At 68.8% G+C, this 12,974-nt stretch carries 11 protein-coding genes; all 11 read left to right on the top strand.

Features of this window, described 5'->3' with window-relative positions:
* Positions 1-25 precede the first annotated feature (25 nt).
* The 11 genes from H074_RS19355 to H074_RS19305 all read left to right on the top strand — a co-directional run bounded on the left by H074_RS19355 (position 26) and on the right by H074_RS19305 (position 12,871).
* On the top strand, positions 26-1,624 hold the full coding sequence (locus tag H074_RS19355) for a DUF2207 family protein (RefSeq protein ID WP_007031740.1): 1,599 nt from the start codon (positions 26-28) through the stop codon (positions 1,622-1,624).
* Positions 1,625-1,645: 21 nt separating this feature from the next.
* The gene (locus tag H074_RS19350) at positions 1,646-2,950 is read left to right on the top strand and encodes a M16 family metallopeptidase (RefSeq protein ID WP_039922903.1); all 1,305 of its coding nucleotides are present in this window, start codon (positions 1,646-1,648) and stop codon (positions 2,948-2,950) included.
* On the top strand, positions 2,947-4,323 hold the full coding sequence (locus H074_RS19345; protein ID WP_007031738.1) for a M16 family metallopeptidase: 1,377 nt from the start codon (positions 2,947-2,949) through the stop codon (positions 4,321-4,323). Before H074_RS19350 ends, H074_RS19345 begins: the two co-directional genes overlap by 4 nt.
* On the top strand, positions 4,323-5,336 hold the full coding sequence (nudC, locus tag H074_RS19340) for an NAD(+) diphosphatase (protein ID WP_007031737.1): 1,014 nt from the start codon (positions 4,323-4,325) through the stop codon (positions 5,334-5,336). The genes H074_RS19345 and nudC overlap by 1 nt, the downstream gene beginning before the upstream one ends.
* A gap of 279 nt (positions 5,337-5,615) precedes the next feature.
* A complete protein-coding gene (locus H074_RS19335) occupies positions 5,616-5,864 on the top strand; it encodes a hypothetical protein (RefSeq protein WP_007031736.1) in 249 nt (82 codons plus the stop codon).
* Positions 5,865-6,092: 228 nt separating this feature from the next.
* Positions 6,093-7,343: an ROK family transcriptional regulator gene (locus tag H074_RS19330; RefSeq protein WP_007031735.1), complete on the top strand. Its 1,251-nt coding sequence runs from the start codon at positions 6,093-6,095 to the stop codon at positions 7,341-7,343.
* A gap of 10 nt (positions 7,344-7,353) precedes the next feature.
* A complete protein-coding gene (locus H074_RS19325; protein ID WP_039922901.1) occupies positions 7,354-8,736 on the top strand; it encodes an extracellular solute-binding protein in 1,383 nt (460 codons plus the stop codon).
* 4 nt (positions 8,737-8,740) lie between these two features.
* Positions 8,741-9,730: a carbohydrate ABC transporter permease gene (locus H074_RS19320; protein ID WP_007031733.1), complete on the top strand. Its 990-nt coding sequence runs from the start codon at positions 8,741-8,743 to the stop codon at positions 9,728-9,730.
* Entirely contained in the window at positions 9,727-10,620 is an 894-nt protein-coding gene (locus H074_RS19315) for a carbohydrate ABC transporter permease (protein WP_007031732.1), read from the top strand. Before H074_RS19320 ends, H074_RS19315 begins: the two co-directional genes overlap by 4 nt.
* Positions 10,617-11,882 (top strand): 6-phospho-beta-glucosidase, encoded by a 1,266-nt coding sequence (locus H074_RS19310; protein ID WP_007031731.1) that lies wholly within the window; start codon positions 10,617-10,619, stop codon positions 11,880-11,882. Before H074_RS19315 ends, H074_RS19310 begins: the two co-directional genes overlap by 4 nt.
* Positions 11,867-12,871 carry an N-acetylglucosamine kinase gene (locus H074_RS19305; protein WP_007031730.1) on the top strand — a complete coding sequence of 335 codons (1,005 nt, stop codon included), beginning with the start codon at positions 11,867-11,869 and terminating at the stop codon, positions 12,869-12,871. The genes H074_RS19310 and H074_RS19305 overlap by 16 nt, the downstream gene beginning before the upstream one ends.
* Positions 12,872-12,974 lie beyond the last annotated feature (103 nt).

The following is a 12,974-nucleotide window of genomic DNA, read 5'->3' as shown; positions in this document are numbered from 1 at the left end:
CCACCGCAATCTGGTGCCGAATTGCGTGCTGGTGGCGGTGCTTCTGGTCGTGCTGGGCGCGGCACCGGCGGGGGCGCAAGGTGAACCGCAGCTGCCTTCGCTGCCGAACAGCGCGGAGATCTCGCTCAAGGTCGAACGCGACGGCGCGCTCTCGGTCGTCGAGGCGGTGTCCGTGCCGAGCGAGGCGACGATGACCCGCCGGATCCCGCTCCGCACGGCCGCTCCGCGCGACCGCGACCGGATCATCGGCATCCGTGACGTCGTCATCGAGGGCGCGGGCAACGCCGAGCTGACCGACGACGAGTTCACCGTCGAACTCAGGGGCGGCACCTCGATCGTCCGCTACACAGTGGACGGTGCGGTCGCCGAAGCCGACGGCCTGACGCGGGTGAGCTGGCAGCTCGCGGGCGGCTGGGACTCCCGGCTGGAACTCGTGCGCGCGAGCTTCGCCGCTCCGTCCGTCCCGAACGCGGTGACCTGTTACGCCGGGCCCGAGGGGTCGCGCGCGCACTGCGGGACCGCTCAGATCGCGCATTCCGGGCTGACCCGGTTCAGCCAGCAGAACCTCCCGGCCGGGCAGCGGATGGAGATCTCGGTCGAGCTGCCCGGCGGTACCGTCCCGGCGAACGCGCGGCTGGAGCCGTCGAAGACCTTCGCCGGCGCGTTCGTGCTCACCGCCCCGGTCGGCTGGGCTTGGGGCGGCTTCGCGCTCGCGCTGGTCGTGGCCGCCGTGGCGCTGGTCCTGCTGCGAAGGCGGGACAAGCACCCGGGCGACGCGCTCCCGGTCCGGCTGCTCACCGGGAAGGATGACCAGGCCGCGTTCGCCTCACCCGACGGTGTGCTGCCCGGACAGGTCGGGACTGTTCTCACGGGTCGTGCCGACGCCGTCGACCTGGCCGCGACGGTCGTCGACCTCGCGGTCCGGAACTACCTCTGGGTGAGCGAGGAGCCCGGCGAACTGACCGGCTGGCGCCTCGTCCGCCGCAATCCGCCGGACGAGCAGCTGACCACGTACGAACGCGCGGTCTTCGACGTCCTGCTGCCCGATGAACGCGAGTCGGTGCTGCTGTCGGAGATCCAGTCCGCGCGGATCGGGATCGAAACGGTGCGGGACGCGCTGGACGACAGTGTCGCCGAACGCCGCTGGTATTCGCGGTCGCCCGGCAGGCTGGCCCGCGTCGGCCTGCGGATCTGCTTCTACGGTCTGTTCCTCACCGTCCTGCTGGCCTTGACCGTCGGCTACGCCCAGCTCGGGCTGATCGTCATCGCCGCGGGCGCGGTACTCGCCGTCGCCGCCCGATGGCTGCCGGTGCGCACCGGCTCCGGCGTCGTGCTGCACCGGCGGCTGCTCGGCGTCCGTGACGCGCTGCTGGCGACCAAGGCGACGGCCGTCCCGAAGCTCGAACGCGAGATGCTCCTTTCCCGGGCGCTGCCGTACGCGCTCGCTCTCGGCGAACAAGAACAGTGGGTCGCCGGATTCGCCGAACTCAAGGGTCCGCCCAAGATCTACTGGTACGGCAAGGAAGACGCCGACGAAGTCTCGATCGAGCGGGTGAGCGACTTCACCGCCGCACTAGTGGGAACCTTCGCCGCGACCCGCCAGGGTCGTCGCCTGGAGGCCTGAGTAGCCCGTAGGGTGGTGCGCATGGCCGATCCCGAGCTTGTCCGATTCACCCTCGACAACGGTCTGCGCGTGGTGCTCGCGCCCGACGCGACCGCTCCGGTGGTGGGTGTCAGCGTCCACTACGACGTGGGCTTCCGTTCCGAGCCCGAAGGGCGCACCGGTTTCGCGCACCTCTTCGAGCATTTGATGTTCCAGGGGAGCGAGAGCCTGGAGAAGCTCGCGCACTTCCGGTACGTCCAGTCGAGTGGTGGCAGCTTCAACGGCTCCACCCATCCGGACTACACGGATTACTTCGAGGTCCTCCCCGCCGCGGCTCTCGAGCGCGCCCTGTTCCTCGAAGCGGACAGGATGCGGGCGCCGAAGCTGACGCAGGAGAACCTGGCCAACCAGATCGACGTGGTCAAGGAGGAGATCCGCCTCAACGTGCTGAACCGGCCGTACGGCGGGTTCCCGTGGATCCTGCTCCCGCCGGTGCTGTACTCCACGTTCCCCAACGCGCACAACGGTTACGGCGGTTTCGAGGATCTCGAACAGGCCACCCTGGACGACTGCGCCGCCTTCTTCGACACCTACTACTCGCCCGCGAACGCGGTGCTGACCGTCGCCGGTGACTTCACCGTCGAGGAGGCCCGCGAGCTGATCGAGAAGCACTTCGGCGACGTGCCGCACCGGCCCGCACCGGAACGTCCGTCGTTCGCGGAGCCCGCCCCCGAGGGCGAACTGCGCGGCGAGCACGTGGACCCGCACGCCCCGCTGCCCGCGGTCGGCGTCGGCTACCGCATGCCGGACCCGATCAACGACCTCGACGGCTACCTGGCGAACCTCGTGCTCGCCGGCGTGCTGACCGACGGCGACGGCTCCCGATTGCAGCAGCGCCTGGTGCACCGCGAGCCGCTGGTCGTCGACATCGGCGCGGGCGCCGGGCTGTTCGGCCCGTTCGAGGCCCGTGACCCGGACACGTTCACCATCACCGCGATCCACCCGCACGAGGTGAGCACCGAACAGGTCCTCGCCGCGCTGGACGAGGAACTGGAGAAGCTGGCGGCCACGCCGCCGGAGGACCAGGAACTGAAGAAGGTCACCGCGCGCTGGGCCGCGAGCCTGCACTCCGAGCACGACAAGCTGGTGTCCCGCACGCTGGCCCTCGGCTCGTTCGAGCTGCTGTACGGCGACGCGTCACTGGTGTACCGGCTCGCCGAGAAGATGTCGGCGGTCACCGCGGAAGCCGTTTCGGCGGCGGCGAAGGCACTGCGGCCGGATTCGCGCGCCGTTCTCGTCATCCGTCCCGGCAGCGCCGATTCCGAACAGGAAGGTACCGAGCAGTGAGCGCACCGCACCGCACCGCCGAGGAGATCGGCCGCACCGCCGCCGGGCCGCGTCCGGTCCCGTCGCTGGGGACGCAGCGCGCCGCCGCCGATCTGTCCCATGTGGACACCACGCTGAGCAACGGGCTGCGGGTGCTCGCCGTCCGCAAGGCCACCGTGCCGCTGGTCGAGCTGCGCGTCTGGATCCCGTTCGCCGGCGACGGCGAACTGCACCCGGCCACCGCCGAGGTGCTGGCCGAAACACTGCTGACCGGCACCGCCCGCCGCGACCGCATCGAGATCGACGCGGATCTGGCGCTGATCGGCGGTGATCTCGCCTCCGGCGTCGACCCGGAGCGGCTGGCCATCACCGGTACCTCGCTGGCCGACGGCCTGCCGACGATGCTCGACGTCCTCGCCGACGCGCTCACCGGCGCCTCGTACGCGGACGCCGAGGTCGAGCGGGAACGCGAGCGGCTCATCGAGCGGATCGCCGTCTCCCGCACGCAGCCGAGGACGATCGCCCGCGAGGCGCTGCAGAAGCACCGTTACGGCGACCACCCCGCGGTGCGCGAGGTCCCGCAGGCCGAAGACGTCGCGGTCGTGACGCCGGAACAGGTTCGCGCGCTGCACCGGGCTTCGGTGCTGCCGCGGGGATCCGTGCTGGTGCTCGTCGGTGACATCGACCCGGAGACCGTCATCGGCGACCTGGAGAAGGCGTTCGGCGGCTGGTCTTCGGACCGCTCCGCCGTCCGCCTGCCCGCGCTGCCCGAGCTCACCGGGGGCAACGTCCTGCTGGTGCCGCGGGCCGGTGCCGTGCAGTCGCAGATCCGGCTGTCCGCGCAGACCGTGTCGCGTACGGACCCGCGGTATCCGGCGCTGCAGCTGGCGAACCTCGTGTACGGCGGGTACTTCTCGTCGCGGCTGGTCGAGAACATCCGCGAGGACAAGGGTTACACCTACAGCGCGCACTCCGGGTTCGAGTTCACCGACCAGACCGCCGTGGTGAACGTCGACGCGGACACCGCGACCGACGCGACCGCCGCCGCGCTCATGGAGACGCGGTACGAGCTGGCCAGGCTCGGTCTCGTGCCACCGACCGCCGACGAGGTCGAATCGGTGCGCCAGTACGCCATCGGTTCGCTGGTCACGGCGGCGTCGTCGCAAGGGGGCCTGGCCGCGCAGCTGGCCGCGCTCGCCGCGACGGGGCTCGGCGCCGAATGGCTCGCCGGGCATCCGGAGCGCCTCGCCGCGGTCACCGCCGAAGACGTGGCGAACGCCGCGCTGGAGTTCTTCGCGCCCAAGCGGTTCACCGGGGTCGTCGTCGGCGACGCCGACGTTCTCGCGCCGAAGCTGACGGCGCTGGGAGACGTGACCGTCGGGGAGCCCACCTGATGGAGACGCCGTTCGGGTTGGGGGCGCTCCCGACGCTTTCGCGCTCCACGGCGGACCGTCAGGAATCCTTGCGCACCAACCCGGACCGGCTCTTCGCCCGCTGGCCGGACGCCCGGGTCGTGCTGCTCGACGAGCACGCGCGCACCCCGGTGGTGGAGGGTTCCGGCACACTCGCGACCCGCAAGTCGCAGGACTTCGGCACCGAGCCGCCCGCCGATGCGGTTTTCCTGGGGGAGTGGCAGGGCACCGACTACTGGTCGCTGCCCGGCCGCCCCGCCGGGGAGACCGAGACCGTCGAAATGGCGGGCAGCTGGGGCGTCGTCGAAGAGGTCCCGCGGCATGAAGGCGAGATCTGGGTCGACCTGCGCGGCTACGGCGACCTGCTCGACGACACGTCGGCGGGGCTGTTCACCACCGCGCAGGCGCTGCAGGCCTGGCGGCGGCAGGCGAAGTTCTGCACCCGCTGCGGGAGCCCGACGGAGGTGGGCCAGCTGGGCTGGGCGAGCAAGTGCACCGGCTGCGGCCGCGAGGAGTACCCGCGCACCGACCCGGCGGTGATCTGCCTCGTGCACGACGACGCCGGAGTGAACGGCGAGCACGTCCTGCTGGCACGGCAGCCGATCTGGCCGCCGGACCGGTACTCGATCCTCGCTGGTTTCGTCGAGGCGGGGGAGTCGCTCGAAGGCTGTGTCGAGCGGGAGATCCGCGAAGAGGTCGGCGTCGAGGTGCGTGATGTGCGCTATCTCGGCAGCCAGCCGTGGCCGTTCCCGCGGTCGATCATGCTCGGCTTCACCGCGCGGGCGGACATCTCCGCTCGGCTGGTGCCCGCCGAGGGCGAGATCGAAGAGGCGTTCTGGGTTTCGCGCGAGGAGGTACGGGCCGCTTTCGCCAACAGTCAGCTGCGGAACGCGGGCGCCGTGCCGACCCCGATCGCCGGCGGTACGCGGCAGCTGGTGCTGCCGGGGAACTCGTCGATCGCGCGCGTGATGCTGGCGGCTTGGGCCGGCGTTTAGCCGACTGATTGCGGCAGCCTAAAGGCGTGACTCGCGTGATCGGGCACCGAACTCACGTGCTTGAACGCCGAACTCGCGTGATCAGACGGCGATCTCGAGTGTGCGGCGTCTGATCACGCGAGATCCGTCTCTGATCACGTGAGTTCGCCGTCTGATCACGCGAGATCGCCGAACAAGTTACCTGGCCAAGGTTGGTGATTGGCCCACGAGGCGGTGAAGTGTCCGGTATTCTCCTGCCGTCCGGTTTCAGGACCATCGAGTGAGAACACTGGGGAAAGTATGAAGAACACCTTGCGGCGGTTCGCCGTCGCCGGAGCCGCTGTCGCGGCCATCGCCTCGTTCAGCGCCGTGAACGCGGGAGCTGCACAGGCCTCGGACTACGAGTACTTCGCTTCGTACCCGAACGAAGAGGACTGCGGGATCACCGGCCACCACGGCCGCATCGCCGGGGACTGGGACGGGTGGATGTGCTACCCCTCCCCCTCGATCCCCTGGGTGTGGGATCTGTACGTGCAGCCCAACTACTGATCAAGCGCGTAGCCGAAGGGCCGCTCAGGAACTCCTGAGCGGCCCTTCGTCGTCCACCACCCTCCGCACCGGTACGCATACCCGCTGTGCGGAACACGGCAAGCGTTACCTGCCCGTTTCCCGGCGCCGTTGACGGCTGTGGCTCGGCTCACTACAGTCCCCGGAAACCGTCTGTAAAGTTTCCTAACGAAGTCGGGAGCGAGCCAAGTGCGAGCCGGCAGTCCGCGAATGCTGCGCGAGATCAACGATCGCGCGGCCATCGAGGTCCTCCTCAGGGAGGGCCCGCTGACGCGCTCCGAGCTCGAGGTCGCGATCGGCCTGTCGAAGCCCGCGACGGCGCAGCTGCTCACCCGCCTCGAACAGGACGACATCGTCACCAAGGCCGGCGTCCGCGGCGGGGGCCGCGGCCCGAGGGCGCAGCTCTGGCAGGTCAACGGTGGAGTCGCCTACGTCGCGGCCGTGGACCTGACACCGCAAAGAGCCGACTTCGTCGTCTCCGACGTCACGGGCGCGGTGCTCGCCGAGTACCAGGTCCCGCTGCCGGTCCACGAGGGCGCGGACGTCGTTGGCACCTTCGGCGCGGCGCTCAGCCATGTCGCGAACAGTGCCGGGCTCGCCGCCACCGACCTTCGCCACGTCGTCATCGGCGCGCAGGGCGCCTTCGATCCGCGCACCGGCCTGCTCTCCTCGGCGCCGCACATCCCCGGCTGGCTCGGTTTCGACGTGCCGAGCAGGCTCAGCCGGGAACTCGGTGTCGAGGTCACCATCGAGAACGACGTCAACCTCGTCGCGATCGTCGAGATGACAGTCGGCCAGGCCGTCGGACTCGACGACTTCGCGATGATCTGGCTCAGCGACGGCGTCGGCGGCGCGGTGGTGGTCGGCCGCAGGCTGTTGCGGGGAGCGACCGGCGGTGGCGGCGAGATCGACTGGATGCGCGTTCCCGATCCGGTTTCCGTTGCCACATCGAAGGAAAAGCCGCGTGCGGGAGATCGTTTCGGTGACCTCGTCGCGTCCCCGGCCGTCGTCGAGCTGGCCGCCGCGCACGGCATCGACGCCGAGACCGGCGCGGACGCCGTCGCCAAGGCCCGCGAGAACGACAACGAACCCTTCCTCGACGACCTCGCCCGCCGCGTCGCGGGTGGAGCGGCCAGCCTGATCGCGGTCGTCGACCCCGAACTCGTGCTCCTTTCCGGCGACACCAGCCGTGCCGGTGGCCACGAATTCGCCGCACTGGTCGCGCGAAGGCTGCACGAACTGGTCCTGCCCCGCACCCCGGTCGGGGTCGCTTCGGTGCAGGGCAACGCGGTGCGCGCGGGCGCGCTCCAATCGGCGCTCGCCACCGTCCGCAGGGACGTCTTCGGCGTCAACACCCCTTCGCTCCTCGGGCCGAGACGGTCCGGGGCGGGAGAGCCGACCCCGATCGTGGCGATCCCGGATTCACGAACAGAACCACCGTCTCCCGCCCCAACCAACTAGGAGGAGGGTCATGAGTTCCACGACCCAGGTTCGGAGAAGTGGCCGCCGTTGGCGCGGCTCGATAGTGCTCGGCGCGGTCACCGTCGCCGCACTGGTGTCCGCTTGTTCGGGCGCCGCAAGCGGCCCGAACGGTGGGTCGGGTGACGCGGCGGCCGCCCCCGCCGCGGACGCGAAGCTCACGCTGACCGTCTACAGCAAGTTCACCGACCGCGAGTACAACGTGGTCACCGCCGGGCTCAACAAGCTCAAGGCGAAGTTCCCGAACATCGAGATCAAGCACGAAGGCCAGCAGGACGACGACAAGATCACCCAGTCCATCCGCGGTGGCAACCCGCCGGACGTGGCGATCTCGTTCTTCACCGACAACCTCGGCGCGTGGTGTTCCACGGGCAGCTTCCAGGATCTCAAGCCCTACATCGAACGCGACAAGATCGACCTCGGGCAGATCCCGGACGCCGTCCGCAGCTACACCGAATACCAGGGCAAGCGATGCGCCATGCCGCTGCTCGCCGACGTCTACGGCTTCTACTACAACAAGGACATGTTCGCGGCGAAGGGCATCACGTCGCCGCCGAAGACGACCTCGGAACTGTTCGAGGCCACCAAGAAGCTGACCGAGTTCAACCCGGACGGCTCGATCAAGGTCGCCGGCTTCCTGCCGTCGATGCCGTTCTACGCCAACTACGCGCAGTACTGGGCCCCCAACTTCGGCGCCACCTACATCGGCCCCGACGGTCAGTCGCACCTCGCCGACAGCCCCGAATGGAAGGCGATGTTCGACTTCCAGAAGCAGCTTGTCGACTTCTACGGCGGCCACGCCAAGGTCGAACAGTTCAAGGCCGGTCTCGGCGAGGAGTACTCGGCTGACCACGGTTTCCAGCGCGGCAAGCTCGCGATGATGATCGACGGCGAGTACCGCACCGCGTTCATCAAGGACCAGGCGCCGGAGCTCAAGTTCGGCACCGCGGCCCCGCCGGTGCTCGACAGCAAGCCCGACCGTTACGGCGGCGCGTTCACCACGGGCACGATCATCGCGATCCCCAAGGGCGCCAAGAACCCCGGCGCCGCTTGGGAACTGATCAAGCAGGTCACCCTCGACACCTCGACGCTGGTCGAGCTGTCGAACGGGTTGAAGAACGTCCCGAGCACCAAGGCCGCGCTGACCGACCCGAAGCTCGAGGTCACGCCGGAGTTCAAGACGTTCCTCGACCTGTACAACGGCGGGAAGCTGCTGCCGAACCCCTCCACCCCGATCGGTGACGCGCACCTCAAGGCCGTCAACGACTTCGCGGAGAAGTGGCAGGCGGGCAACATCCCCGACATGACCGCGGGTCTCAAACAGGTCGACGCTCAGATCAACGACGAGCTGGCCCAGAAACGCGCCGGCGGCTGATCGCATGACAACGACCCTGGATTCCAGGGCGGTCGGTTCCTCTTCCGCGTCCACCCGGACGCGGAAGGGGAACGCAGCGCGCCGCCGTCGCACGGTCTTCTACTTCATCGCACCGGCGATGCTCGGGTTCCTGATCTTCTTCGGGTACCCGCTGATCGCCACGGTGTACTACTCGTTCACCCGCTACGACCTGATCAACGCGCCGGAGTTCATCGGCTTCGACAACTACATCCGGATGTTCACCAGCGAACCGCTGGTCGGCACCGCCGCGTACAACACGCTGTGGCTGGTGATCGTCCTGACGTTCTGCCGGGTCGTGTTCGCCCTCGGCACGGCGTCGATCATCTCCCGGCTCAAGTCGGGTGTCGGCCTGGTGCGGACGCTCTGCTACCTGCCTTCGCTGGCCCCGCCCGCCGCGGCGACCCTGGCGTTCGTGTTCCTGTTCAACCCGGAATACGGTCCGGTCAACGCGTTCCTGCGGGCGGTCGGCATCGACGGCGGACTGTGGTTCAACGACCCGGCGATGTCGAAGCCCGCGCTGACCCTGCTGGTGATGTGGGGTTCGGGCGAGCTGATGATCATCATCCTGGCCGCGCTGCTCGACGTGCCGCAGGAACAGTACGAGGCCGCCGAGCTCGACGGCGCCGGTCCGGTTCGCCGGTTCTGGCACGTCACCCTGCCGTCGATCTCGCCGGTGCTGCTGTTCGGCGTCGTCAACTCGATGATCTTCGCGCTGCAGTTCTTCACCCAGGCGATCGTCGCGGGTTCGGCGGCCGCGGGCGCGGCCGACGTCGCGGGCAACACGAGATTCATCGGCGCACCACAGAATTCGACGCTGACCTACCCGGTCTGGCTGTACGTCCAGGGTTTCCGGTACTTCAACATGGGTTACGCGGCGGCGATGGCGGTCCTGTTGTTCATCGTCTCGGCCGGGTTCACCTGGATTCTCGTGCGGCAGCTTCGCAAGTCCCAGCACCAGGAGGAGGGCGGATGACCACCCTGGCCGAGCCCCGGCACACCGCCCCGGCGTCCGAACCCCCGAAGGTGCGGGTGCGGCGCCAATGGGACAAGAAGCTGTACTGGATCGCGACGCACAGCGTGGGCATCGCGATGGGCGTGATCTTCATGCTGCCCATCCTGTTCGTGTTCCTCACCGCGGTGATGTCCAGCGACCAGGCGCTGTCGTCGAACTTCTGGCCGGAGGAATGGCACTTCGAGAACTTCATCGAGGTGTTCGAAAAGGCGCCGCTGCTGCAGTATTTCGGCAACAGCCTGCTCTATTCTTCGCTGGCCACCGCCGGGGCGCTCGTCTCGGCGATCCCGGCGGCGTACGCGCTTTCGAAGCTGAAGTTCCGCGGGCAGAACCTGTTCTTCATGCTGACCGTGGCCGCGATGATGCTGCCCCCACAGGTCACCGTCGTGCCGCTGTACGACCTGTGGGTGCGGCTCGGGTTCACCGGGACACTGGTTCCGCTGATCGTGCCGTACTTCTTCTTCGACGCGTTCTCGATCTTCCTGCTGCGGCAGTTCTTCCTCACCATTCCGAAGGACTACCTCGAAGCGGCGAAGATCGACGGCTGCAACGAGTTCCAGGCCATGGTCAAGGTGCTGATCCCGATGGCGAAGCCGGGGATCGCGGCCACCGCGATGTTCTGCTTCCTGTTCACCTGGAACGACTATTTCGGTCCACTGCTCTACACCGGCGAGACCCGCGACAGCTGGCCGCTTTCGCTGGCGATCGCGTCGTTCCGCGGGATGCACCACGTGGAATGGAACCTCACCATGGCGGCCACCGCGCTGATCATGCTGCCGGTGATCGTGCTGTTCGTGTTCGCGCAGAAGTCCTTCGTCAAGGGCGTCACATTCACAGGGGTCAAGGGATGAAACTGGCAGTCGTCGGTGGCGGTTCCACTTACACGCCCGAACTGATCGACGGGATCGCCGGACGGCGGTCCACTTTGGACGTCGACGAGATCGTGCTGATCGACCCGGACGCGTACCGGGTGGAGGCGGTCGGTGACTTCAGCAACCGGTTGCTGAGCCACGCCGGCCATCCGGCGCGGGTCCGCACCACGTCGAGTCTCGAAGAGGGCGTCGACGGCGCGTCGGCGGTGCTGATCCAGCTGCGGGTCGGCGGGCAGCGCGCGCGGCGCGGTGACGAGACGTTCCCGCACGCCTGCGGCTGTGTCGGGCAGGAGACCACGGGTGCGGGCGGCCTGGCGAAGGCGCTGCGCACCGTGCCGGTGGTGCTCGACATCGCCGACCGGGTCCGGAAGATCGCCGGGGACGACACCTGGATCGTCAACTTCACCAACCCCGTCGGCATCGTCACCCGCGCTCTGCTGAACGAGGGGCACCGCGCCGTCGGACTGTGCAACGTCGCGATCCATCTCCAGCGCACGTTCGCGCATCTGCTCGGGGCCGGCATCGACGACGTCAAACTCGTCCACACCGGACTGAACCACCTGAGCTGGGAACGGAAGGTGCTCGTCAACGGCGAGGACCGGCTGCCGGAACTGCTGGCGGAACACGCGGAATTCCTCGGCGAGCACGTCACCGCGCCGGTCGAGTGGATGCGGCGGATGAACGTCGTGCCGTCGTACTACCTGAAGTACTACTACGGGCACGACGAGCAGGTCACGAAGCAGCGCACCGAGCGGCCGCGCGCGGACGTCGTCAGCGACGTCGAGGAGGAACTGCTCAAGGTGTACCTCGACCCGGAGGTGGTGACCAAACCGGAGCAACTGGAAAAGCGGGGCGGTGCCTACTATTCCGAAGCCGCGGTGCAGCTCGTGCACGCGCTCACCTCGGGCGGCCCTGCCGAAGAGCACGTCGTCAACGTCCGTAACGAAGGCACTTTCGACTTCCTGCCGGACGACGCCGTCATCGAAGTTCCGTCCCTTGTGGACGGAAACGGTCCGCGCCCGATCCCGCAGCCGCCGGTGGAGCAGCGGTTCGCCGGTCTCATCGCCGGGGTGACCGCGTACGAGCACCTCGCGCTGGAGGCGGCGATCAAGGGCGGCCGGGACAGGGTGGCCGACGCGTTGCTCGCGCATCCGCTGGTGGGCCAGTACACCAAGGCCGATCAGCTCGCCGACACGCTGGTGCAGATCAACCGTGAGTTCCTGCCGTGGGCGGGGGCATGACGGCCGGCTCACAGGACGTCGTCGTCGCGATCGACGGCGGCAACAGCAAGACCGACGTCCTGGTCGTCTCCCGCGACGGACGGGTGCTCGGGCAGTCGCGAGGGCCGGGCGCTTCCCCGCAGAACATCGGGGTCGACGGCAGCGTCCAGGCACTGGAGAAGCTGGTCCTGGAAGCCCTTCGCGGGGCGGGGCTTCCCGGCGAACGTCCTTTCGCGATACATACGTCGGCCTACCTCGCGGGACTGGATTTCCCGCAGGAGGAAGCGATCCTGCACGCCGCGCTGGCCGCACGCGGCTGGAGCGACACGCTGATCGTCGGCAACGACACACTCGCACTGTTGCGCGCGGGCAGTTCCGACGGGACCGGTGTGGCGGTGGTGTGCGGCGCCGGGATCAACGGCGCCGGCGTCAGCGCCGACGGCCGTCAGCACCGTTTCCCCGCGCTGGGCAAGATCTCCGGCGACTGGGGCGGCGGTTACCGGCTCGGCGAGGAGGCACTGTGGTGGGCCGTCCGCGCCGAGGACGGCCGCGGCCCGGGTACGGCCTTGCGGGCCGCCGTCACCGCGCACTTCAAGGCGTCTTCGGTGCTGGAAGTGGTGCAGCGCCTGCACTTCGAGGATCTGCACTCCGATTCGATCCACGGCCTGTGCCCGCTGCTGTTCGCCGTCGCGGCGGGCGGCGACGAGGTGGCGCAGGACGTGGTCGACCGGTTCATCGAAGAGGTCGCCCTGCTGGTGTCGGTCATCCTGCGGCGGCTGGAACTGACCGGGGAAGCACCCGAGGTCATCCTCGGCGGGGGAGTGCTGACCGGGGTCGGTGCGCCGGTGATCGCGGAGATCGAGCGGCGGTGCCTGAAGGTGGCTCCGCGGGCATCGGTGCAGGTCGTCGACGTCGCCCCGGTGGTCGGCGCGGCGTTGTTCGCGCTGGACACCATCGGCGCCTCCGACACCGCCAAGGCCGCGCTGAAGGCCGCCACCAAGCGGGTCTGACTGTCCGTGAAGGCCTCCTTGAGGGACCCAGGGTCCCTCAAGGAGGCCTAATGGGTTGTGTTCGAGTCTGGTTTGGCAGGCTTGGATGTGGTGGCTGCTGGCG

The organism is Amycolatopsis decaplanina DSM 44594, from assembly GCF_000342005.1.
Classification (GTDB): Bacteria; Actinomycetota; Actinomycetes; order Mycobacteriales; family Pseudonocardiaceae; genus Amycolatopsis; species Amycolatopsis decaplanina.
This window is presented reverse-complemented; position numbering and strand designations above follow the sequence as displayed.